Genomic DNA, 25,008 nt, shown 5'->3' on the forward strand with positions numbered 1-25,008 from the left:
TTAAAAAGTATATTTTCATTTTTCATTCTCAAAAAAAAAAACAAAAAAAAGCCAATCTACTTATTAATACACTGTAGATTGACAATAAAATTATTTTTTTTCTTCGAGTTTCCAGATTTGCACTTGCGCAAAAAAAGATTCCAAAGCTTGTATATTATCTAGTTTAGGTACTTTTGCTAATAGGACATCTTTTACGGCTTTACCACCATCATATTTCTTTTGAAGAATGAATAAACTTTTTGCCATTTCTTGTTTTTTGAAAAGATTTTCAGGTAATTGAATAACTGCTTGAATCCACGCATGTGTCTGTACATATTTATACAGTAATTGAGCTTGTTCTGATTCAAAAATATTATTCGGTACAAGGAAGAACAAGTAGCCACCATCTTTTGTATAATTCATCGACTGCTCGATTATCATATGATGTGCATAGGTCATTCCTTCTTCTACATGAATTTCAAATTTAGCAGCATTTTCTTCATCTGGATAATAACCAATCGGCAGATCACATACTACACCATCAACAGGGTCAATTATTAGATTTTGTAACACATCTTGTCTAAATAATGCCACCGGTTGCTCTTGTAAATCAGCAGACACTGCCGCTAGTTGAATTAGCAAGTCATCAATTTCTACACCAAGTCCTTCTAATTTACCATCCATATGATTCATCACTGTCAGCATTAAATTTCCAGTGCCTACAGCTGGATCTAAAATAGTCAGCTTTCCTTCTTTTTTAAGTTCTTTACTAAAAAATTGGTCGACGAAATAACCAACGAGAAAACCTAATGAATCTGGTGTCATTTGATGATTCGGTTGCACATTTTTACGCATACCTTTTAAAATCGCGAGCTGGGTTGCTTTACGAATATCTTCTTTAGTAACACCCATAATTGCTTCGTGTTCATCTGTATTTAATAGTGTACTTAAAGCTGAACGAACACCGTCTAAATAAGTAACATCAAGTTCCTTGCTTACTTTTTCAGCTTCCGTATCGATAAATGTATAAATCTGTTCTATATTTTCCATTGTACTCTCCTAAAAAGTGAAAGGAACTGTCCCTTAGCATTGTATATCCGTTCTTTTAAGTTCGGGCAAATGCCCTAGCTACTGAGAGTATGGATATTATGCTTATGGGACAGCCCCTTCGCCTATGTTATTGTGCGATTTTATTAAAGTGCTTTAAGTGCTGCTATAGCTGCATCATAATCTGGATGAGTCGTACCTTCAGCAACATATTCTACATACGTTACAGTACCTTCGGCATTCACGATAAAGATTGAGCGTGCAAGCAAACGTAATTCTTTCATACGTACGCCATAGGCATCACCGAACGAAGCATCACGGTGATCTGATAATGTAATAACATTATCGATACCATTAGCACCACACCAACGTTTTTGAGCGAACGGTAAATCCATTGAAATAGTTAATACTACTACGTCATCACCAAAAGAAGCGGCTTCTTCGTTGAAGCGACGAGTTTGAGCATCACATACACCAGTATCAATTGATGGTACTACTGAGATTAGTAATTTTTTTCCTGCGAAATCTTTTAATGTTTTTTCGCCTAGCCCGGTATCCACAACTGTGAAATCTGGTGCCATTGCGCCTACTTTAATTTCTTCGCCTACTAATGTTACAGAATTTCCTTTGAATGTTACTGTTGCCATTTCCAAACGCCTCCTCAAAATATCTACAACTAAGTGTACTAAAGATTCTCTTTATCTTGCAACTGTGAAGGCTCATTTTCTTGCTTTTCTTTCTTTTCATAGCGTTCTTTCATTGATTTTTCATGAAAATCACTACGCTCAATTGTTTTAGGAGAATAATTATTTTCATGAATAACATGTGTATCTGCGATCAAGTCATGTAAACCTTTGTGTTTATTTGTAAAACCAACGATTAAATACGGTACTAAAATAATTGCCGAAAATAATCGACCAATTGCTTCCCTAAAAACAACCGTTGACCAGCTTAGCGCAGAATCATTATCCGATACCACTCTCAAACCAAAAATCATCTTACCGAGCGTCTGACCTAAAAACTTCGTCATGACAACAAAATAAACATAAAACATAATAAAACCAATGATCGTTGACCAACTTAAATAGAAAATAGTGTGATGTTCAAGACCAGAAGCTGAAATAATCGTATGAACAACTAAACCCACAATAACAATGTTAATGATTAATAGATCGACAAGATAGGCGAAAAAACGCACCCAGAACCCTGCGGGCTTTCTTTCAAAGAGCGCTGCTGAGGTTGCCATATCAGATGACTTTAAACTTGCTTCAGACATAGTAACGCCCCCTATTCCGCACCATACATATACATCATACGTGGCGCATTGTTATAGTTTGATAATAACTTAGTTATCGCCTGTGTTTCAGCGGAAGCACCAAATAGTGAAGATACCTTCGTTGAAAATAAGCTTGAAATTGAATCTTGTGTATTATATTCAAAAACTTTTGAGCCTTTCATATCTTTATCTTGTTTCAATGCGGCAATAGCGTCGGCAGTATAACCAAAGTCATCGGCTAATCCGGCTTTTACAGCTTGTGAGCCATTCATAACACGACCATCCGCTACCTTTTTAACAGCAGCCATCGGCAGATCACGACCATCCGCTACAACATTTAAAAAGCGTTTATAGGAATCATCAACCATTGATTGAAGAATTTTACGATCACCTTCAGTCATTTTTCTTGAACCACTCATAATATCTTTATAAGGTCCCGTTTTAATGGTTTCAAATGATACACCATACTTATCTGCAAGTTCACTATAATTGACTGCTTGCATAATAACACCAATCGAACCAGTCAATGTTTCTTCATCAACAAAAATCTTATCGGCTGGTGCTGAGATATAGTAGCCGCCTGAAGCTGCCATTGAGCCCATCGATACATAAATCGGAATTTTTCGTGCATCTTGAATTGCTTTGATTTTTTCATAAACTTGTTTCGATTCAACTACACCACCACCTGGGGAGTTAACCGATAACACGACACCTTTTACATTGGTATCTGCTTTAATATCATCTAATTGTTTTAAAAATTGCTGATGATTATAGCCAGTGTTACTGCCTAAAATTGACGTTGTGTCACCAGTATCTTGAATTGTGCCATCCACTTTTAATAAAGCAATTTGCGATGTATTACTTCCTTCTTCTATCGTTTTTCGCGTCATATTCGACTCTAGTAACGATGTACTCGTCAGTTTTTCAAACTGACCAGCAAAATTTGATTTGCTTAGATTAATCAAAGCACTTATTAAAATGGAACCAAATAATAATACGACTGCCGCACCTAATGCGACCCATCTTTTTGTATTCATTCTGTCATCTCCCTTATTCTGTTTCTAAGATTGCTTTGATTTTTTTTGGTTTTATGAACGTCGATATTGAAAATACAATAATCGCTAACCAAATACAACTAAAGGCTAGTAATTCGATTCCACCAAAGTTTTCTCCGTAAACTACCGCACCAATAAATAATGTCATCGTTGGTGCAATATATTGGAAAAAGCCAACTAAATACAGCGGAATATTTTGTGCACCCACTGCAAATAATATTAATGGAATGGCTGTTATTGCACCTGTTCCAATTAATAATAACGTTGTTTTCGTATCGCTGTGGAACAATGCTGTATCCCCTTGCATAATCAAGTAAATATAATAAATGACCGCAATTGGTAAAATAAACAAGGTTTCGATTGCCAAACCTCTTGTAGCATCTAATTTAATGCGTTTTTTCAATAAGCCGTAGATACCAAATGATAATGCTAAACTTATTGATACATAGGGAAATGAACCATTGGCAATAACGAGCACCATAACGCCTGCAAAAGCGATGATACAAGCCAATACTTGGGCTTTCGATAATTTTTCCTTCAAGAAAACGACACCTAATAACACCGAAATTAATGGATTAATATAATACCCCATACTTGTTTCAATTATATGATCATTATTAACTGCCCAGATGAAAATAAACCAATTAATAGATATTAAATAGGCTGCAGCAAATAATGCCCAAAACGCTTTTTTATTATGCCAAAGATTTTTTAAATCGGTCACCAGTGGCTTACCTTGCCTAATAACAATGACAAATAATACAGTCAAAATAAATGACCACACGATGCGACTTGTAATAATTTCATCGCTCGAAACCATGCCTAACTGCTTCCAATATAATGGGATTACTCCCCAAATAATATACGCCAGTGCGGCCGCTATAATCCCCTTACTTCGTGACTCCACTTTACACCATCTCATTTCTACTCTAATGTTTCTAAGTATAGTAGGACTTACCGGCATTTGTAAACGGCTATTTCTTATCTATTTTTAATCAAATAAAAAAGAAGTGTCAAAACAAGTACGGAGTTGGGTACTTGTCGTCACTTCCATTCTATTTGTACAATCTTTACTGTTGTTCTGCTTCTCGTAATTCAATGCGACGAATTTTACCAGAGGCTGTCTTCGGAAGCTCGTCGACAAATTCGATAGCACGTGGATATTTGTATGGTGCAGTTAATTCTTTAACAAAGTTTTGTAATTCCTTCACAAATCCCGCATCATTTGCACGTTCTTTGTTTCTTAAAATGACAAATGCTTTAACGATCGATCCACGTATTTCATCTGGACTACCAATAACGGCACATTCGGATACATCAGCATGTTTGACTAGTGCATCTTCAACTTCAAACGGTCCGATTGTATAACCCGAGCTAATGATAATATCATCGCTTCTTCCTTCAAACCAAAAGTAGCCGTCCTCATCCATCTTCGCTTGGTCACCGGTCACATAATAATCGCCTCTATACTGCTTTTGTGTACGTTCTGGATCTTTAAAATATTCTTTAAACAAGGCTGGTGTATTGCGATGAATCGCAATATCACCAACAATACCACTGGCGCATACTTGGCCGAACTCATCGATGATTACAACGTCATTCCCTGGTGTTGGTTTCCCCATTGAGCCAAGCTTCACTGCCATACCTTTCATCGTACCGATTAGCAAGGTATTTTCTGTTTGCCCATAACCATCGCGCACTTGAATATCAAATGTATTCTTGAAGCGGTTGATCACTTCAACATTTAGGGGTTCACCAGCTGAAACAGCACTATGTAAACTGCTCAAATCATAGCTTGCTAAATGGTCGACTTTTGCCATTACACGGTATTCTGTCGGTGTACAACAGAGCACATTCACTTTATATTCTTTGATTAACTTCAAATAGGTTTCGGCATCAAAACGACTATTATAAACAAAGCCAGTTGCACCACTGCCTAACACCGATAAGAATGGACTCCAAATCCACTTTTGCCAACCTGGACTCGCTGTCGCCCAAACAATGTCTCCCTCATTAATCCCTAACCAATGGGGAGCAGCTGTACGTAAATGTGCAAATGCCCAAGCATGCGTATGGACAGCTGCTTTGGGATTGCCAGTTGTCCCACTCGTGTAAGACAAAAATGCTGTATCCGTACTCCGTGTGTTGACAATGTCAAATTGCGCATCAACCTCTTCCATCTGTTGAATCAAAGGAATCCATTGTCCATGTGGTTGGCCCTCCCCAATTACAAACTGTGTAATCGTATTTAAATTTTTCACATCATCAAACTGTGATATATATGGTTCGTATGACACAACTGCTTTTGCAGAGCTGTGCTCAATACGGTATTCGATGTCTTTAGTGCGTAACATTTCTGAACTTGGAATGACAACTAAGCCAGACTTAATCGCTGCAATATAGGTAATATACGCTTCAACTAATCGGGGAACCATGACGATCATTACATCGCCCTTTTGCAAGCCATTTAACTTGAAGACATTTGCCATTTTATTCGCTTCGTGGATGAGATCATCATAAGAAATAGTTTTCTTCAATCCCTCTGCATCTAAATACTGTACTGCAGTTTTCCCCTCGCCAGTTGCAAATCGTTCAATTTCGGATACTAGATTATAATGTAATGGTGCTAGTAGATCCTCTCGTTTCATGTTAACTCCCCCTTAAATATGTAATGCTTTTCCTCATTATATCGCTGTAAATAAATAAGTACAACCTATTGCTACCATCTTCTATTAATACTAGGTAATAAGTTTTTGTTAAAATAAACCAATTGATGTTTTTAATACTAGATAAACTATAGCAATAAATAGAATTTAGCTTCTTTAAAGAGAAAAAAGCCCTTAAAAAATATATCAAAATAATTTAAAGGTGATGCGAATAAATTAAAAAAATCTCTAATTTTCTGTTCACATTCTCTTTTTTTGTATTTCCCAAGACCATACCTCTTGTTTTTAATTCAAAAAACGCCCCCAAAAAATTGAGGGCATCCTCTTCAGGTGCCATGTCTAGAAAATATTTAAAGGACATGTCGTATTTAGAACGATCAACAAGATCGGCATCTGATAAGTCATGAATTGCTTTTAGGAGTAAATATTTGAACATACGAATTGGTGGAATCGCATTTCGACCATTATCCAAACAGTATTTTGATTTTAATTCGTCTATAATACATGAAAAATCAACGAGTTCATTTATACAGGATGGTCCGTGACCGGGCGAGACCACATTTTAACCCATGAATAGTACAAGTTGATGGAGTGCAGGCGGCGACTTCTGCGGGAACAGCACGAGCGGAAGCACCCGGACTGAGCGAAGCGAGGGAGAAGGCTGGAGCCGTGCCCGCGAAAAGCGTCCGCCGGAACGGAATCAACGGCTACAAGGAAAAGCGAGGACAGGAACGAAATTCGTTCCTGTCCTCGCTTATCTGTGCATAAGTGGACTTTTTCAGCGCCCTCCAAAAAGGAGGCGTTTCTTTTATAGTAAGTCTTCGAATTCATCCGCAATTTTTTTCTTAGGAAAATCATGAATTTCACGATTTTTCACTGCGCGTTCAATCATTTCATCGAAATCTGTAAATGCTTCATAATAATTCATTTTTTCAACATTAGGCTTCGTTTTAGGATTGGCTGGTGTAAAGACTGTACAGCAATCTTCGAACGGGCGAATAGACGTTTCATATGTGCCGATTTCTTCCGCTATTTTAATAATATCTAATTTATCAAATGTAATCAATGGACGTAATATAGGTGTAGTCGTCACATCGTTTATTGCTGCTAGACTTTCCAATGTTTGACTTGCTACTTGCCCAAGATTTTCACCCGTTACAAGTGCTAGAGCATTTACTTCTTTGCGTACTTGATCTGAAATTTTCATCATCATACGGCGAGTTGATGTCATCGTCACATTTTCTGGAACTGCTTGTTGAATCGTTTGCTGAATCTCTGTAAATGGAATAATATGCAGGCGCACATTGCCACCGAAACCGCTAATAATCTCACATAATTCCATTACTTTGCCAAGTGACTGTTCACTCGTAAATGGTGGGCTAAAGAAGTGGATTGCCTCGATACGAACGCCACGTTTCATCATGTAAAACGCTGCTACAGGACTATCGATACCACCTGATAATAATAATAAGGCCTTACCATTTGAACCGACTGGAAGACCAGCAGCTGCTGGAATAACATCAATCATCATATACGTTGATTCTTCGCGCACTTCAACGCGTAATTCGATGTCAGGATCTTTCATTTGTACCGTCATACCAGGTAATGTTGTTAACACATGAGACGCGATTTCTCGATTTAAATCATATGTTTCTAGTTCAAAACGTTTATACGAACGTTTCACATTGACTTTAAATGTTTTGCCTTCAAAATCAATTGATGACACAATTTCAACTGCTAGTTTTTTCATATCTTCTAATGTTGTCGGACATTCTGCTACCGGACTAAATGATTGAATCCCAAAAACCTTTGGTAAGCGTGCAATTAATTGTTCCATAACTGCTGGATCATTACTACGTAGATACATACGATCGCGCTCCGGATGAATTTTTACATCGGATAAATCTTGGAATGTGTAACGAATATTATCACGTAAACGATTAATAAATTGTTTACGATTTTTCCCTTTTGTCGATATTTCGCCGTAACGAACTAAAATTTCAGACCATTTCATACTTTTTTACCTCTCCCTTAACTTGTTTTAAGACGTTTTCAAAAACATTTTTGAAACTCTCTATATGTTCTTGCGTGGTCATTTGACCAAAACTAATACGAATCACACCGCGAGCATACTCATCTGGAATCCCCATTGCTGTCACGACATGACTCACCTTGGAATCCTTCGAATGGCATGCGCTCGAAGTGGATACAATAATTTGTTGTGACTGCATCGCATTGATCATAACTTCCCCTTTAATATCCGCAACAGAACAACTGACGATATGTGGTGCACCCGCATTCGTAGATAGTGTATACACATCTCTAAATTGCGCTAAAAAAGCATGTAATTCGTCGCGCCAATCCTTGTATTTCTCAACTTGCTGCACTTGCATCTCACTAGCTAAGCGCATCGCTTTTGCTAGTGCTACATTTTGTGGCACTGCTACCGTACCGCTGCGCAGCCCCATCTCTTGTCCACCGCCATGAATCAACGGGTCAATTGTGAAGAGTTTTTTAAAGGCTGCGATACCACTACCTTTAAAAGCATGCAATTTATGACCTGAAATCGAAATAGCGTCCGGTGCGTATTCACCTTGGAAATCAATCGTTAATTTACCAAAGCTTTGTACAGCATCTACATGAAAAAATGCGCGACTTTCCTGATGAATTAACGCAGCGATGGCCTGAATTGGCTGAATTGCACCTACTTCATTATTGACATGCATCACGCTGACAACCACCGTATCTTTTCTTAACTTCTCTTTGAAGTCGTTCATGTCAATGACACCTTGATGGTCTACTTTTACATAGTCAACTTCAAAGCCAGATTCCTCTAGCATACGAGCTGATTCAAGTACAGACGCATGTTCCACTGCTGATACAAGAATATGTTTCCCTCTATGTGTATTGGCATTCGCTAAACCTTTTATAATAAAGTTATTAGATTCCGAGCCACCTGAAGTGAAGACAATTTGCTGCTCCGTCGTTTTCAATAGGTCCGCAATTTGTTGTCTTGAGCGGCTTAACAATGAATTTGACGCAACACCCATTTCATGTAAGGATGCCGGATTTGCATAAAATCGCTCATTGGCTTGTATGAATGTCGTCATGATTGCTTCGCTCGGTTTTGTTGTGGCACTATTATCTAAATAAATCATGTGTTACCCTTCCTTCTATCATCTACATATTTTATTATTATAGCAAAAAATACAGGTCAAAGCGATTGAACAATTAAAAAACTGCTATCTGTAAAATACAGATAGCAGTCCCTCTTTTTTCTATTTTATTACCCTTTTGTCACCGTATCTTTTACTTGAACTTTCATTTTTTTCAATGCGCCAGGTTCCGCAGTCTCTACAGCTGTTGCGACAATTTCCAACGCTCGATTAAAACGTAAATCTCTAAATGCTTCTTCCGCTTCTAATAGACGCTCATTCATACCCGGTTTGACCATGCGATAGCGATTACCATACTGAATTAGCAATTCAATCAAATTAATATTTTCTAACATTTCTTCCACCACTACCTCAATTTCGGTGACATATTGATGGCCTTTTTCAATGTCAGCAACAATTGTCCCCATATTGATTGGAACTTCGTTCAATCCTTTATTGACAACAAATAGTTGTTCTTCTGCTTCACTAATTCGAGCATCGATTTCTTCTGGTGTTCCCGGTGTATTTGCTTTGCTAATTTTACGTTCAACAGCATGCAATCGTTTTTGCAATGCAGTTAGTTGGTCACGTCCCTTATCTTCATTAACACGCAAACTTGACATACGCTCTGCAAACACAGCACGTTTTTCTGCTTCTTGATCCATTAATTTTTGTAGTTCCAATAACTCTTCATGAATGCTTGAATAAGCTGATTGACGTTCTTGTACTTCTACAGCTAATAATTCATAGCGTTGTTTTACGCTATTTAACTGCGCTTTACTTTCAATCGGGATCAGCATTTCTTTTTCAGTCAAATGATAACTCTTTTTCACGATATCTGCTTCTACTTTTAACTCATTAATGTCTTGTATTAATTCTGCTAAGTACAAACCAATTGGCGGAAAATTAGCATCCACATATTGCTTGGCAACAACTTCTTTTTCTAATAGATCATAGAAAGAATCTATATCTGTTTTAATTTGTTCAATCGCTGCAGAAACATCTGTCGTTTCAAGCTTCGTTACCTGTTCTTTATAATGTGGCAACAAATGCTCAATGTCATCTAATTTCTCAGGGATTTCTAAATGTAACAGGAAAAAGGATTGTTCTGTCATTTCAATATGCCCATTTCGAATATCATTTAGATCTGCTGGGATTTTATGCTGAATTTCCGTTAATAAGGTCGGGATTTCATTAATCAATCGGAAAATCTCTACCCCTTGCTGATGTAGATCAATCACGATTTCTTTAGCCTGCATATAATTTCCTTGCACCGTCATGTGATCATATTCTTCAAAAGCAGGTGGGAATGCCTCAAGTCGTTTTTCAAGAGGCTCCCCTGCCGCACCAAAAGCATATTGATGTGCCAATAATGTTTTACGTGCAGAACGGTAATCGTCTTTGAGTTGCTCAATTTCTATACGATTTTGTTGTTCGCTTTCCATCAACTCGTTTAGTTCTTTTAAAATAACTTCCATTTCAGCATCGTAATTTTCAATAAGCTTTTCAATTTCCATTTCAAGAACTGTTGCTTTTTTAAGCTGAAATTTATCAACAAATTCCTCTACTTGAAATAGTAATTCATCAATTTTCGGCATTTCAACATCAATTAATTCCGTCCATTTATTGCGCCAACGTTCGAACATCTCTTCTGCCTGTCCACTCATATTCAAACTCTTCACCTTCGATAACTCTTCTAAGACAGGTTTGTTTTGAATATCTAATTTTTTCTGATCAAGTCTACTAATTTCAGTATGATGTTTTTTGCGGAATACGAATACCCCAACAACAAATACTAATAGTACGATGACTACTGGAATGATATACTCCATCGTAAGCCCCCTTCTCCTATGTCAGGTTATCAGCCTATTATTATTCTTAATATTACCATGTTTTATTTCCAATTGTTGATGATTTACTCGCTTTTCTTAACGTTTTTTTGCACGATAGTACTTTATACATATTTTGGAGGTTATTAATATGATTCGAGATGCCCATATACATTCACCTTTTTGCCCGCACGGTACAACAGACTCATTCGAAAGTTATATCGAAAAAGCGATTTCACATGGTTTAACTGATATTACCTTCACGGAACATGCACCTATGCCAAAAGGCTTTATAGATCCAACGCCCCAAAAAGATAGCGGGATGCGCGAAGAAGATGTTCTACCCTATATCGAAAAAATCCAAGCGTTACAGCAGCAATATAAAGAGCATATTCATATTCGAGTTGGCTTTGAAATAGACTATATAGCCGGTTTCGAACAGCAAACGAAGGAGTGGTTAAATCATTATGGTCCGTTTATAGATGACAGTATTTTATCCGTTCACTTTCTACTGCATGATGATCAATATGTATGCATCGATTATTCAGATGACGTTTTCATCGATTTCGCAAGTAAAATAGGTGGCGTACAAAACATCTATACTCTATACTATAACTCCATCAAAGCTTCAATACTTGCTGACCTAGGTTTTTTTAAACCTAAGCGCATTGGTCACCCTACACTCGTACATAAATTCCAATTGGCTCATAACGAGGCGATTGATGATCGACACGCGGTTGAGGAAGTTCTACACATGATGGCACAACAACAATTGGAGTTGGATGTTAACAGCGCAGGCTATGCTAAAAAATTCTGTAAAGAACCATATCCACCTTTGACTTATTTTAAACTTATTAAAGCATTAAATATTCCAATTATTTTTGGTTCTGATGCCCATCAAGCACAGGATTTACTACAATACAGCGAATATTTACAGCCATATTTCGACTAAGGGAGTGTTTTTATGTTTGAAAACCAAGCATTATCAGGTACAACCGCACAACAATATTCTATGTTAAGTAAACAGCTCGATGCTTTGTTAGAAGGTGAAACAGATGCTATTGCAAACCTAAGCAATGCTTCCGCCCTTCTGAATCAAGGTATGAATACTATTAACTGGTGTGGTTTTTATTTATTAAAAAATGATGAGCTACTACTCGGCCCATTCCAAGGGCTACCCGCTTGTGTTCACATTGCAATCGGACGAGGTGTTTGTGGTACAGCCGCTTCCGAACTAAAAACACAGCGCATTGCGGATGTCCATGCATTCCCAGGACATATCGCCTGCGATGCCGCATCAAGATCTGAGCTTGTGGTACCGATTATTGTAAATGGCGCGTTATATGGCGTCCTAGATATCGATAGCCCATTGACTGATCGCTTCACAGAAGAAGACCAACAAGGTGTTGAACTTTTTGTGAAGACATTGCAAAAACATCTATAAACAATCCGCCCAACGAGCTTGAGGCAAACGTATTTTCAACACAGAAAATCCCGTATGATTTTTCGAAATCATACGGGATTATTCATTTCAATCCATTTCCGCTTCGAAAAACGACTCCTGCGCGTTCAATTGATTTGATGATTCGTATGGGAGACAGACTATCTTTGTTCTGTCCCAGGCTCGTTTTTCCATAAAAATTTTCTACGTCAAATCACGCCACCTTTTCTCTTTGTGCGTTTCGGGCGAATGCTTTTCAGCAGGGTTCCCGTCCTTTACTAAACAACTCATTTATCCTAAATACAAACCCATTTCTTTATACTTCGTATTCAATCAAATCTTCGTTCGAAAAACAGGCGTTTGCTTAGGTAGTGCTATATAAAATGTAATGGCATCACTTATTTTTTCCATCCTTGTGATGATTACATCTTTCAATGCGATGAATGCCCTATTAACATTCATGGTGCACAACTCACCTTTCATTCCTTTTTTCTCAGCAATTCACGTATAAGTGACTCGGTGGCGACGCAAAGAATCAGTTGAAGCGAAGCCCGCGGAAAGCGTCGAGCAGAGGTGGTATTGTTTAAAAACCTCCATATAGAACCATAAAAAAGCCGATCGATCAACGACAATTCGTTAATCGATCGGCAAGAATTACGAAAGTTATTATGTCTCCGTTTCTACCATTTTAACATCGTATATTTGCACTTGATTTTTACCATTGCGTTTTGCAAAATACATCGCAGAATCCGCCTCTTTAAAGATTGTCTTATAATTTGCGTCATTATTTTTTGACCAGCTCGACACACCCACTGAAACAGTCACTGACGGTGAAGGTAATCGTTCGATTGCTTGCCGAATCGCATCGGCAATCGCCACGGCTTCAGCAAGTGGCGTATTGCGGAAATAAACTGCCAACTCTTCACCGCCCCAACGTGCACTTATAGCATTCGAACCAGCACCACCCACAATAACAGCGGCAACATTCTCTAATACACGATCGCCTTCTAAATGACCAAATTGATCATTTACTAGCTTAAAATTATCGATATCAATGAGCGCAAATACCCCACTGTCATCTTTCCCGACAGATTGCTCTACAAATGACCCTAAATAATGACGCGCATATAACTTCGTCAGCTGATCTCGATCCACCATTTCTTGTAATTGTTCACGCAAAATGACATTGGAAATAGCCAAAGATGAATGACGAATGATCGATTGCATGAGTTTGAAGCTATCAAAAGAAAAATAGTAAGAATTTTCGTGTACGACAAGCGCATAACCAAAGACTTTTTCTCGTATCACAATTGGAATGACCATCATAGACGCATATTTCGACGAGCCCCCAATCAGTTCTTGAAAATCTGCGATAAATAATGGATCTGACGTTTTAGTAAAATGATTTTTCACATAGTCTAAATATAGTTGTGCTTCTTTCTTATAAAAATACGCAGAAGTCCCTATCTTCAATTCTGCACCACTGTCTTCAAAGAAAACAAAGGCACTTTCTGATGGTAAAAAAGATTGATTCAATAAGTTTGATAAATAGACCAGCATTTCTTGCTGCGATAAATTCATATTCAGACGATGCGATGACTCATTAATCAATTGTAGATCACCTACTAATCGATGCGATTGATGATATAGCTTAGCATTTTCTAATGCATTCCCAGACGTGTTACCTAAGAAAGTTACTAGTTTTTTATCCTTTTCGGTAAATAAGTATCGTTGCGAAGCAATAAGTTGAATCACACCGTATGTCCCTTGACGCCCACGTATAGGTGCACTAAGTATCGTCCGCTGTAAATCCTCGGCATTTTCAATGACTAAATCGCCTGATACAAATGCTTCTATTGTTGACTTACGCTCATTTAAATAATCAAAAACATGTACTTTAATATTCGGTTTTCTTTCTTGATCATTCGATAGTATTAAATTATGTTCGAGGGTAGGAAAACTTTTACTCGTACCTAAAATAACCGCATCTAAAATTCGTTCAATATCCATCGTTGAATGAAATAGTTCAGTCAGTTCAAGCAGTTCTGCATTTATTTTATTGTCATCCGTATCGATAATACGACTTTTGGATAGCTGCACCGTTTCAAATAATATGTTTATTAATTCATCTAAATATTGCGTACTCGCAAACTCATCCCAAGCCGATGTTGATTCAAACATTAAGAAACCGACAATTTTTTGTTGTTGCTTGTCCTCAATCGTAATGATTTCATTTATATCTGGGTGCAACGCTTTAAATTTCCCTAGCAGAGGGTTTGGGTGTATATGGCGTTGATGAATGAAAGGCATTAATTCGAGCAGTTGGAAGGAATACGGCGTTAATTTACTATCATCTTGTGCGATAGTAAATACAGTATCATGGTCAACGATATAGTAATGAAAGCTCGCTACTTGAAAGTGATTAAATAATAATTTTTCAAATTGCTTATAGTATTCGCTACCGTTCTTATTGTTTGAGTTATTAATAACTATCCAAAGCTCCAGTAATTGACCCTTTAAATCTTCTAATATATGCTTATTTCTCATAATAATATCACCAACTTCCCTTTTCAACTGATTGTTATTGATTTCATTATACACATACAGAGTCTTTTATACTACTCCTTTTATACTAGGTGTTTTTTTCAAAAAAACATATATACATTGTCTCGGTTTAAGAAAAGCTCTTGACATGTTGAGCTACACAATATACAATGAAATTTGTGTAAAATAAACGCAGCGGTTGTATGGTCAGTACAGCTTATTTTATTCCTTCACTTTATTGTGAATGGGGTATTAGTAACTCTTCTCGGCTGCAAGGGCGAGAATACCAGATAATAAAATATCTGTGTGGCTAAATACATCTGGTTTTTATTTTATGCCAAATAAAAAACCAATAGGAGGGACTTTAAATGTCTCGTTATACAGGTCCATCTTGGAAATTATCTCGTCGTTTAGGCATTTCTTTAAGCGGTACTGGTAAAGAAATCGAAAAACGTCCATATGCTCCAGGACAACACGGTCCAACTCAACGTAAGAAATTATCTGAGTATGGTCTTCAATTACAAGAAAAACAAAAACTTCGCCACATGTACGGAATGACTGAACGTCAATTCCACAACGTATTCTTAAAAGCTGGTAAAATGCAAGGGGTTCATGGTGAAAACTTCATGATCCTACTTGAAACTCGCTTAGATAACGTAGTTTACCGTCTTGGTTTAGCTCGCACACGTCGCGGCGCTCGCCAATTAGTAAACCACGGTCACGTTTTGGTTGATGGCAAACGCGTTGATATTCCATCATACAGCGTTAAAGCTGGTCAAACTATTACATTACGTGAAAAATCAATCAACAATGCATCAGTAGTTGAAGCAATCGAAGTTAGCGCGTTCGTACCAGAACACTTAACTTTTGATGCTGATACTAAAGTTGGTACATTCACTCGCCTTCCAGAGCGTTCTGAATTATCTTCTGAAATCAACGAAGCGTACATCGTCGAGTTCTACTCACGTTAATCTGATCACTATTCAGACGGCTTCAAACTACCCCGTAAACGTTGTTAAATCAATGTTTCCGGGGTTTTCTTTATATTTTTTTACTCATTCTTTTGTGGTTCTATTCTATATGTTGGGGTATTAAAACAATTCATGTTTTAGACATTTAGAAATAGCGAGAGCTTTCCACCGACAAGTAACGCACTATTTCTTTTAATCACAAAAGTTGAAGAAATTGAGGGCAAGTATGCTCTTTTTATAGAAATGCCGAAGCGTTCACATATTGTCCAACTTGTCAGTCCATTACTTCGAAAGTACAGGATGATCGCATACAAAAAATGAATCATTTAAAATGGTTTGAACGACTTACGTTTTTGTATTATAAGCGTCGATGCTATGTCTGTTCTTGTGGAAAACGTTTTTCAGAAAAAACTTCTTTTATTGAACGTGATCAACGCTTTTCAAAAGAATGGCATCAAGCGATTCAAATGCTATGCGTTAAATCATCTACATTCCAATCAGTTGCTGAGAAAATGGGGACAGCTAGTTCAACTGTTATTCGGCGTTTTGATCAAGTCGCAGAACAACAATTAGTGTCAGGTGTCACGCTACCAAAAGCGCTCGCAATTGATGCATATAAAAGAGAGACAAATGCAGGTGAATTCCAACTAATCATTGCCAATGCAGAAACACATGAACCGATTGCTATCTTGCCAAATCGTCGAAAAGATACGATAAAATAGTACTTGTAAAAGTTCGGTGATCAAGTAGAAATCGTTGTAATGGATAGGAATCAATGAAACGAAACGCATATGGTTATAAACGATTTAGAGCGAAGATCTTACTAACATTAAAGTATAAAGAAGTTGGTTTACATCTGGGCTAAATGAAAAAGGTGGGGTTCCTTGTTATATCAACGTTAATTTGACCACTATTCAGATGGCTTCAAACTACCCCATAAACGTTGTTAAATCAATGTTTTACGAGTTTTTCTTTTCTATCGTTTATCAAACTTTGTCATAAAAGTGGCGCTATTTTTGAGGCTGTACACGATCGTAATCCAAGTAATGTAAATAAACTGGAAGTCGGCTCTACACCAGATGAGAAAATCTTAGATAACGAACTTCTTCACTTTCTCTTTTATACATATTTCTGACTAGTCTGCAAAAAATCGCCTTTGGAGAATTAACTGTAATAGGGTGACAGCCACTTCCCCTCCAACAAAACACTGGATTGACCAAAACGAAAGCTCATCAATATCTTTACCTACCTATTTTCAGCATGTGAATGAACGGGCTATTATTTGCCTCCAGCAAATAGCATAAAACAAAAAAATCCACAAAAAAACATTTACCTAAATCGCCTGTTTAATGGCGTCACCTAGATAAATGTTTTGATCTACTACCCTTTAATTAAAATAATACTGAAAACAGTAAAACAGCAAAAATAATAACGATTACTACGATTACAAGTGTTGGAATAATCATCGTAAAGAATGCTTTCCATTTTGAAAAATTATGCACTTCTGAAATCATGACAATTGATAAAACAAATGTATAAACACTGGCAATAAATGCTGTTATATACGTAAGTCCCATCATCACCGTCCACAATGCCGATCGCGTTACCTCATTGTCAAAATATGTTGCTGGAGAACCAAATAACCAGATAAGCGTAAATGGTACAACAATGAAATAAGGCATTGATGTAATCATCGAGCCTTTGTATAAATCTTTGTACATCCCTGTCCCTTTGAATAGTTTACCAATAATCCAATAGAAAAAGGCGATAATTGCTGCGCCAACCAATAATCCAAACACGGCTGTCAAGAGTGTCGAAACGAGCGTCATCGCAACCGTTGGATTACTTAAATCATCTAAATTTTGTGATTTTTCCATACCAATCTTATTAACAGATTCGAAAAGTGCTGCTCCCCATGCTCCTAAAAAACTAAGAGCAAAAATAACCCAAAAACTTTTTTTAGATAATAGTGTACGAATCATAATTCGCGGTGAGGTCCATAGTGTTCTATACGGATGTTTGTCTGCGTCCATAAACGTCAACTCCCTTTTGTATTCATCTTAATAAGTGGTTGCATAATAACAGTACATTAAGTTGGTACTATGCTTCTTTATTGAATACCCTTTTTCACTTTTATTAATAACAATAATAGCTATATTTTTTAAGTAATTCGGCATACAAATGATGCTATTCATTAAAGAAACGCAATAAACTGTCTTTTTTTCCACTTATTACAAAACGTTCCTGTTTATTATACTAAAAAAATTGCACTATTTGTAGTAAATAGCACAATTTCCATTTTTATTATTTAGTTTCGCCAGCCCACATCATCATGCCGCCATTCATATTTGTTACATCAAATCCTTGTTGTTCTAAAAATGCTGTTGCTTGACCTGAACGACCACCTGAACGACACACCATAATATAAGGTGTTTTTTTATCTAAATCTTGCATTTTAAATTCGATTAAACCAAGTGAAATATGTTGCGCACCAGGAATTATCCCAGTAGCTACTTCATCTGCTTCACGTACATCGATTAAGTTTAATTTTTCACCTTGTTCTATTAGTTGTTGTACTTCAGTAGTAGTAATTGTTTTCATTTTTTTGCTCTCCCTTTACCGTATGGGGTATACTAAATAGCGGAAAAAGCTATAATAGCCTCTCCAATTAACGACTTTTAACGAGTAAATTCACGGCATCAGAAATAAGCTCTTCCTGTGTTCGATTGTCTTCGTTACCATCGCCTTGAATGCAATTCACCAAGTTAGTACTAACAATCAAACCAATTGTGCGATCAATTGCACTACGAGAAGCTGACAGTTGTGTGATCACTTGCTTACAGTCCTTGCCTTCATCCATCATGCGTAAAATCCCTTGTATTTGTCCATCGATACGTTTTAAACGATTGCGAACTTGTTGGTTGTATTCCACTATTATTCCCCTCCCTTAGTTTTTACTCTATACAGAATATACCCCAATAGGTATTTAGTCAAGTGATACTACTTTTACTATGGTATAATTTTTTCAAAAGAATTTGAAGGAGGGATTTCATTGCGCCTGATCTCCATCTGTCCAAGCAATACCGAATTAGTCGCTTATTTGGGTTTAACGGATCAATTAGTTGGCATCGACGACTTTTCTGATTGGCCTGAGTCAACACAAAATTTGCCGAAGTTGGGTCCTGATTTATCTATTGATATGGACGCTTTACAACAATTGCAACCGGATTTAGTTTTGGCTTCACTTAGTGTACCTGGTATGGAAAAAAATATTACTGCACTGCAACAAAGAAATATTCCTCATATCCTATTTAATGGCAACTCTTTAGAAGAAATAATTGAGGATTTACTCATTTTAGGTCAAGCATGCCATGTAGATGAGCTGGCACGCGAAATTGCTACAGAATATCGAAATTTCATCACCACAATGCACGAAATTGCTGCGACCATTAAACAAAAACCGAGCTATTATTGGGAATGGTGGCCCAATCCCATCTTTACTCCCGGTCATATAAATTGGCTGACAGAGATTAGTGAACTAGCTGGAGGCATTAATACGTTTAGTGACGTAAATCTCGCAAGTGTCATGACCGATGCCCAGGATGTTCGACAAAGAAATCCTGATATGATTTTTCTAAGTTGGGTTGGTGTTCCATACGAGCGTATCAATACAGCTGTTGTCTTAAAGCGCGTTGGTTGGTCGGATATAACAGCCGTACAAAATAACGCAATCTATAAAATGGAAGAATGGCTCTATTGTCGCCCTTCTCCACGTCTGCTTGAAGGTGCTTTAAAACTTGCCAAACAAGTACATCCCGAAGCCTATAAACATGTAGTTTTACCTTCTTTCATCATAAAGCAACAATAATAATTTTTCTACGTCCTTTATTATAAGAGCGGTTCTTTAGTGAAAAAAGTAGGACCTCTTGTAGGATGCATATGCGTACAGTTGATGGTCTATACAAGTAAAAAACTGCCCTATGATTCCAACGAATCACAGGACAGTTTTTAAGTTTCTTCTATATTAGTAGTAATTATGCAAATTTAACCATTGAATATTTTTTCTTACCACGGCGAATAATGCAAAATGCGTCTTCTAAGCGATCTTTCGCATCGATAGTATAATCAAGCTCTTTTACTTTTTCACCGTTGATGGAGATTGCACCATTTGTAACATCTTCACGTGCTTGGCGTTTAGATGGGGCAATACCTGCTTCGATTAAGAGATCAACAATCGCATAATCTACTTTAGCTACTTCAACTGATGGTACACCAGCAAAAGCTACTTTCATTTCATCTGCAGATAATGCTTTTAAATCACCTGAGAATAATGCAGCTGTTATTTTCATCGCTTGCTCTAGACCTTCTTCACCGTGAATCATTTTTGTCATCTCAGCTGCGAGTGTTTTTTGAGCTTCACGTAAATGAGCTGCTTCTTCTACTTTAACTGCCAAAGCTTCAATGTCTGTACGGCTTAAGAATGTGAAAATTTTCAAGTATTTAATGGCATCTGCATCCGCAGTGTTCAGCCAAAACTGGTAAAATTCATATGGAGATGTTTTTTCGCCATCCAACCAAATTGCGCCACCTGCCGTTTTACCGAATTTTGTACCATCGGCTTTTGTAACTAACGGAATTGTAATACCAAATGCTTTCGCTTCTTCATCATGTGTTTTACGAATCATTTCAAGACCAGTCGTAATATTACCCCACTGATCTGAACCGCCTACTTGAATGCGTACATTATGGTGATCATATAAATGTTTAAAATCTAAACCTTGAATTAAAGTGTATGTGAACTCTGTAAATGATAAACCTGAGTCTAAACGAGACGCAATTGTATCTTTACCAAGCATATAGTTAATATTAATTAGTTTACCGTAATCACGTAAAAATTCGATTGTTGACATTTTGCCAAACCAATCAAAATTATTTAATAATTGCGCACCATTTGCATCTGATGAAAAATCAAAAATACGCGCTAATTGTCCTTTAATGCAGTTCACATTATGTTGGATTTGCTCATCTGTTAAAAGATTGCGTTCATCCGAACGACCTGATGGATCTCCAATCATTCCGGTTGCACCACCTACTAATAAAATCGGTTGATGCCCTGCATTTTGGAAGCGACGTAAAGTTAACATAGGTACAATATGCCCAATATGCATAGAATCTGCAGTTGGATCAACACCTACGTATAAAGATACTTTTTCATCATTTAAAACTTTTGCCATACCTTCTGCATCTGTTTGTTGGTAGAGCAGGCCACGCCACTCTAAATCTTGGATTAATTCATTTGTCATTGATAACTACCTCCTTGAGAATATAAAAACGCCCCTGCTATAAATGCAGGGACGTTAAGGACGTAGTTAACGCGGTACCACCCGGCTTGGAGAATCGATAACCCACTCTCCCGCTCAATCGCTATAACGCAGCGGCTGCGTCCATGCTCCCAATGTGTAATTCATCATTCAACTATGTCTGACTTTCACCAACCGTCAGCTCTCTAAACAGGAAGTCAAATAACTACTGCGCATCGTTCATCGCGTGGAATCTATAACTGTTATTGTACTTCATATCATTTTTTTGTCAATATATAAATTGTTCATACATATTTACACCGATTTAATGTAAAATCATATAATGTATACTTTTTAAGACGATGTTTACACATAAAATACTTTAAATAGCGTACACATATATGGAATAATTTTCATGTAAATAGGGTAAAATATTGTATACTATTCTTTATAGTCTGATGCTAAAGTAAATAGGGTCATACATACTATTTAGTATCGATGAAGTGTACCTAAACTGAAAAAACGTCTATAATCTATAACCAGGCAAAAAAAATGTAAGTTGCAGCTATTTTTTAAGCCTGATTTACTTTCGAAGGAGGAAGGCCGTATTTCAACTGAGCAACTTTCACTTTTGTGAGTTTTGGAATCGGTCGTTCAAGTGAATTCATTTAAACAGCGATTGGAAGATTGGGACAATCGATTACAAGCATTTGGTGAGAAAAAATTCATGAAATATTTCCGTATTTCATCCAGTGTACTTTGGAATTTATTCTTATTATTAATCACGCTTGTATTTATTGGGATTATCTTCTTAGGCTCACTTGGAGCAGGCTACTTCGCTTCGTTAGTTAAAGATGAAAAGCTCATGTCTAAACAAGAGATGCGCGATACCATTTTTAACTATGACGAAACAAGTCAGCTATATTTTGCAAACAATCAATATTTAGGTAAGATGCGTACAGATTTAGAACGTACGGAAACAACCTTAAAACAAGTTTCACCAAAATTACTTGATGCCGTATTAGCTACGGAAGATGAGTATTTTTATGAGCATGATGGCATTGTGCCAAAAGCTATTTTTAGAGGTCTTTTACAAGATGTCTCTAACTCCGCTAGTCAATCGGGTGGTTCCACTTTGACACAACAACTTATAAAAAACCAAATTTTAACGAATGAGGTTTCTTATGAGCGCAAAGCAAAAGAGCTGCTATTGGCAAAACGCTTAGAGCATTTTATGACAAAAGACGAAATTTTAGAGGCCTATTTAAATATTATTCCATATGGTCGTAACTCAGCGGGGAGAAACATCGCTGGTGTCGAAACGGCAGCTAAAGGGATTTTCAATAAAAAGGCCTCCGATCTCAATTTAGCACAGGCTGCTTATTTAGCCGGTATCCCACAATCTCCGTTTGCATACACGCCATTTACACAAACGGGCCAACTAAAGGATAAAAAAGCATTAACACTTGGCACTAATCGTATGAAAACCGTTCTTTTCCGTATGCACGAAACAGGTTATATTTCAGATAAGCAATATAAAAAAACATTGAAATATGATATTACAAAAGATTTCCGTAAACGTGAAAAACAAGCGACTGAAAAATACCCATATGTAACATACGAGATTGAAGATCGTGCAAAAAATATTATGGCAAAAATTTTAGCTAAAAAAGATGGCATCGATACAAAACGCCTTGATAAAGAATCAAAAATGAAAGAAAAATACATGATTTTAGCAGATCGTGAATTGCGTTCTAAAGGCTATAAGGTTTATTCAACAATCAATAAAAAAACCTATGACGCGATGCAAAAAGCGAAGGATTCATTCCCTTACTATGGTGCAACCTACAATAAAACAGTTACTGATCCGGATACTGGCGAGACAAAAACAGTTGCCGATCCAGTTCAAGTAGGCTCTGTCCTCATCGAAAATGAAACTGGGAAAATTATTAGTTTTATTGGTGGACGTGACTTTAAAATTGAAGAACTCAATCACGCTACACAAGCAAAACGTTCAAATGGTTCTACGATGAAACCCTTATTAGTCTATGCACCAGCCATTCAATATGGTCGCATAGGAGCAGGTAGTCCAGTAGCCGATGTTAAGTTCAACTATGGTGGATGGTCTCCAAGTAACTATGATGAAAAAGAAGAACGTGGTATTACATCTGCACGTGATGCTTTAAAAGATTCACTTAACTTACCAGCCATTCGTCTTTATGCACAAATTATTGCAAACAGACCAGCTGAAATGTTAAAAAAATTAGGTTTTTCTAATTTAGATGCTGACGATTATACAAACTATGCTGCTTCAATTGGCGCATTAAAATATGGTGTAACCGTTGAAGAAAATACAAATGCATTTGCGGCATTTGCAAATGGTGGTAACTTCGTTGATGCATATGTAATCGATAAAATTGTCGATCGTGATGGCAAGACAATCTTTAAACATAAATCTAAAAAAACACGTGTGTTCTCTGAAGAAACATCTTATATTATTACCGATATGTTACGTGACGTTCTAAAATCAGGAACGGGAACAATCGCCAAGAGCAATTTGAAATTCAATGCTGATTTCGCTGCTAAAACAGGGACATCTCAAGAATTTAAAGATGTTTGGGTGGTCGGCTACAATCCAAAAGTTACATTAGGTGTTTGGATGGGTTATGATCAACCAAAAACATTAAATGCTTATAATGGTGCATACTTCATACCGAGTACACGTATTAATATGCTATGGTCTCGCGTTATGAATTCTGTTTATGATGCCGATCCAAAACTCGCAACAGCAGATGGAAAAACATTCACACGCCCGGCAAATGTTGTGAATCGTTCATTCTGTGCTGATACAGGTGCAAGCTCTGGCTGTGGTAATATGAAGTCCGATTTATTTAATGGACTATTAAGCGTACCAAGTGTCACAACAGAAGATTTATTAAAGCCTTTCGGAGGAACATTACCGAAAGCTAAGGAGAAAAAAACAAAGGAAGCCGCAACGCCAGATCGCGCGACAAACTCGACAACGAGTAATTCGAATAACGCGACAAACAACACGACGTCGAATAACACTAATTCCAACGCAAATGACGTGCCGACAAAACCCAAGCCAACAAAACCGACGTCGCCGACAAAACCCGCGGATGATTCAACAAGTGATGACAGCACAACAAAGCCAAAACCTTCTAATGGAACAGATAATACTAAGGAAGATTCGGACAAGCCTAGCGACTCTGGAGATACTACGACAGATAAAGAGTAGTTAAATTAACTTCATACAGATTTCTTTAGCTGCAGTTAACCACTAATTGGTTAGCTGCAGTTTTTGTTTTATACAAGGAAAGAGCTAGCGCTAGATGTCATAAAGTTGACAACTGCACTAACTCTTTTTTTGTTGGGGGTTTTTCCCCTCCACCTTTTGCTCGACACCCATGATTCACAGATTGAAACGTGTGTAGGTAGCACTGTTTACTAATTTTCGTTTTGATTATTCGAATAGCTTTTCAGAAGATGTCCACCGTAAAACAAACAGATGACAATGAAATGCATATGCCGTTAGAAGCAACTTACGTTCAAGAAGATTATTATGAAAAGATGCGCTTTGTCTGTATTACAGAAGATAGTTTTCATAATTAGGTCGACTACTCCTAAGAAAGAAGATGTACAAAACATTTCATCGATTTTTTTCAGGGTTCGCCACAAAAAACCGAAACCACGCCACAGCGCAATTTCGATTTTTCTTATGCTC

General features: G+C 37.2%; 20 protein-coding genes, 2 pseudogenes and 1 other annotated feature. Of the genes and pseudogenes, 7 read left to right on the forward strand and 15 right to left on the reverse strand.

What is annotated here, in order from left to right; translation table 11 throughout:
* Window positions 1-90: 90 nt before the first annotated feature.
* The 10 genes and pseudogenes from DEX24_RS04625 to DEX24_RS04675 all read right to left on the reverse strand — a co-directional run bounded on the left by DEX24_RS04625 (window position 91) and on the right by DEX24_RS04675 (window position 11,010).
* Window positions 91-1,029: a class I SAM-dependent methyltransferase gene (locus DEX24_RS04625; protein ID WP_109305238.1), complete on the reverse strand. Its 939-nt coding sequence runs from the start codon at window positions 1,027-1,029 to the stop codon at window positions 91-93.
* Window positions 1,030-1,172: 143 nt separating this feature from the next.
* A complete protein-coding gene (gene tpx / locus DEX24_RS04630) occupies window positions 1,173-1,673 on the reverse strand; it encodes a thiol peroxidase (protein ID WP_109305239.1) in 501 nt (166 codons plus the stop codon).
* 38 nt (window positions 1,674-1,711) lie between these two features.
* Window positions 1,712-2,302: an RDD family protein gene (locus DEX24_RS04635; protein WP_109305240.1), complete on the reverse strand. Its 591-nt coding sequence runs from the start codon at window positions 2,300-2,302 to the stop codon at window positions 1,712-1,714.
* Between the two features lie 11 nt (window positions 2,303-2,313).
* Window positions 2,314-3,339 (reverse strand): signal peptide peptidase SppA, encoded by a 1,026-nt coding sequence (gene sppA, locus DEX24_RS04640; protein ID WP_109305241.1) that lies wholly within the window; start codon window positions 3,337-3,339, stop codon window positions 2,314-2,316.
* Window positions 3,340-3,352: 13 nt separating this feature from the next.
* Window positions 3,353-4,264 carry an EamA family transporter RarD gene (gene rarD / locus DEX24_RS04645; RefSeq protein ID WP_109305242.1) on the reverse strand — a complete coding sequence of 304 codons (912 nt, stop codon included), beginning with the start codon at window positions 4,262-4,264 and terminating at the stop codon, window positions 3,353-3,355.
* 163 nt (window positions 4,265-4,427) lie between these two features.
* The gene (gene mbcS / locus DEX24_RS04650; protein ID WP_109305243.1) at window positions 4,428-6,005 is read right to left on the reverse strand and encodes an acyl-CoA synthetase MbcS; all 1,578 of its coding nucleotides are present in this window, start codon (window positions 6,003-6,005) and stop codon (window positions 4,428-4,430) included.
* A 328-nt stretch (window positions 6,006-6,333) separates the two neighbouring features.
* Window positions 6,334-6,552, reverse strand: a pseudogene (locus DEX24_RS04655) (transposase); the annotation flags it as partial.
* 279 nt (window positions 6,553-6,831) lie between these two features.
* Window positions 6,832-8,037: a tRNA uracil 4-sulfurtransferase ThiI gene (thiI, locus tag DEX24_RS04665; RefSeq protein WP_109305245.1), complete on the reverse strand. Its 1,206-nt coding sequence runs from the start codon at window positions 8,035-8,037 to the stop codon at window positions 6,832-6,834.
* Window positions 8,024-9,181, reverse strand: a complete 1,158-nt coding sequence (locus DEX24_RS04670) for a cysteine desulfurase family protein (RefSeq protein WP_109305246.1) — start codon at window positions 9,179-9,181, stop codon at window positions 8,024-8,026. The genes thiI and DEX24_RS04670 overlap by 14 nt, the downstream gene beginning before the upstream one ends.
* 128 nt (window positions 9,182-9,309) lie before the next feature.
* Window positions 9,310-11,010: a septation ring formation regulator EzrA gene (locus DEX24_RS04675; RefSeq protein WP_109305247.1), complete on the reverse strand. Its 1,701-nt coding sequence runs from the start codon at window positions 11,008-11,010 to the stop codon at window positions 9,310-9,312.
* A gap of 148 nt (window positions 11,011-11,158) precedes the next feature.
* On the opposite strand from DEX24_RS04675, the gene hisJ reads away from it, so the two are divergent.
* Entirely contained in the window at window positions 11,159-11,959 is an 801-nt protein-coding gene (gene hisJ, locus DEX24_RS04680; protein WP_109305248.1) for a histidinol-phosphatase HisJ, read from the forward strand.
* A 12-nt stretch (window positions 11,960-11,971) separates the two neighbouring features.
* The gene (locus DEX24_RS04685; protein ID WP_109305249.1) at window positions 11,972-12,451 is read left to right on the forward strand and encodes a GAF domain-containing protein; all 480 of its coding nucleotides are present in this window, start codon (window positions 11,972-11,974) and stop codon (window positions 12,449-12,451) included.
* 663 nt (window positions 12,452-13,114) lie between these two features.
* Here the strand turns inward: DEX24_RS04685 and DEX24_RS04690 are convergent.
* Entirely contained in the window at window positions 13,115-14,995 is a 1,881-nt protein-coding gene (locus DEX24_RS04690) for a sensor domain-containing diguanylate cyclase (RefSeq protein WP_146192965.1), read from the reverse strand.
* 365 nt (window positions 14,996-15,360) lie between these two features.
* Here DEX24_RS04690 and rpsD point away from each other — a divergent pair, with 365 nt between their 5' ends.
* From rpsD to DEX24_RS04700, 3 genes and pseudogenes are all read left to right on the forward strand, one after another.
* Window positions 15,361-15,963, forward strand: coding sequence for a 30S ribosomal protein S4 (gene rpsD, locus DEX24_RS04695; RefSeq protein WP_109305251.1), 603 nt, complete (start codon window positions 15,361-15,363; stop codon window positions 15,961-15,963).
* 275 nt (window positions 15,964-16,238) lie between these two features.
* Window positions 16,239-16,340 (forward strand): annotated as a pseudogene (locus DEX24_RS17755) (hypothetical protein); the annotation flags it as partial.
* On the forward strand, window positions 16,317-16,685 hold the full coding sequence (locus tag DEX24_RS04700) for a helix-turn-helix domain-containing protein (protein ID WP_346214622.1): 369 nt from the start codon (window positions 16,317-16,319) through the stop codon (window positions 16,683-16,685). The pseudogene DEX24_RS17755 and the gene DEX24_RS04700, both read left to right, overlap by 24 nt.
* A 669-nt stretch (window positions 16,686-17,354) precedes the next feature.
* On the opposite strand, the gene DEX24_RS04705 is transcribed toward DEX24_RS04700, so the two are convergent.
* From DEX24_RS04705 to DEX24_RS04715, 3 genes are all read right to left on the reverse strand, one after another.
* Window positions 17,355-17,996, reverse strand: coding sequence for a YIP1 family protein (locus tag DEX24_RS04705; protein ID WP_109305253.1), 642 nt, complete (start codon window positions 17,994-17,996; stop codon window positions 17,355-17,357).
* Between the two features lie 271 nt (window positions 17,997-18,267).
* Window positions 18,268-18,564, reverse strand: a complete 297-nt coding sequence (locus DEX24_RS04710) for a rhodanese-like domain-containing protein (protein ID WP_109305254.1) — start codon at window positions 18,562-18,564, stop codon at window positions 18,268-18,270.
* Between the two features lie 67 nt (window positions 18,565-18,631).
* A complete protein-coding gene (locus DEX24_RS04715) occupies window positions 18,632-18,895 on the reverse strand; it encodes a metal-sensitive transcriptional regulator (protein ID WP_109305255.1) in 264 nt (87 codons plus the stop codon).
* Between the two features lie 120 nt (window positions 18,896-19,015).
* On the opposite strand from DEX24_RS04715, the gene DEX24_RS04720 reads away from it, so the two are divergent.
* Window positions 19,016-19,831, forward strand: a complete 816-nt coding sequence (locus tag DEX24_RS04720; protein ID WP_109305256.1) for a cobalamin-binding protein — start codon at window positions 19,016-19,018, stop codon at window positions 19,829-19,831.
* 166 nt (window positions 19,832-19,997) lie between these two features.
* On the opposite strand, the gene tyrS is transcribed toward DEX24_RS04720, so the two are convergent.
* Window positions 19,998-21,266: a tyrosine--tRNA ligase gene (tyrS, locus tag DEX24_RS04725; RefSeq protein ID WP_109305257.1), complete on the reverse strand. Its 1,269-nt coding sequence runs from the start codon at window positions 21,264-21,266 to the stop codon at window positions 19,998-20,000.
* 44 nt (window positions 21,267-21,310) lie between these two features.
* Window positions 21,311-21,516, reverse strand: a binding site (T-box leader).
* A gap of 474 nt (window positions 21,517-21,990) precedes the next feature.
* Between tyrS and DEX24_RS04730 the strand changes: the two genes are divergently transcribed.
* Window positions 21,991-24,522 (forward strand): transglycosylase domain-containing protein, encoded by a 2,532-nt coding sequence (locus DEX24_RS04730; RefSeq protein ID WP_109305307.1) that lies wholly within the window; start codon window positions 21,991-21,993, stop codon window positions 24,520-24,522.
* The last annotated feature ends 486 nt before the right edge of the window (window positions 24,523-25,008 follow it).

The sequence above is a fragment of the Kurthia sibirica genome (assembly GCF_003143975.1).
GTDB classification, from domain to species: domain Bacteria; phylum Bacillota; class Bacilli; order Bacillales_A; family Planococcaceae; genus Kurthia; species Kurthia sibirica.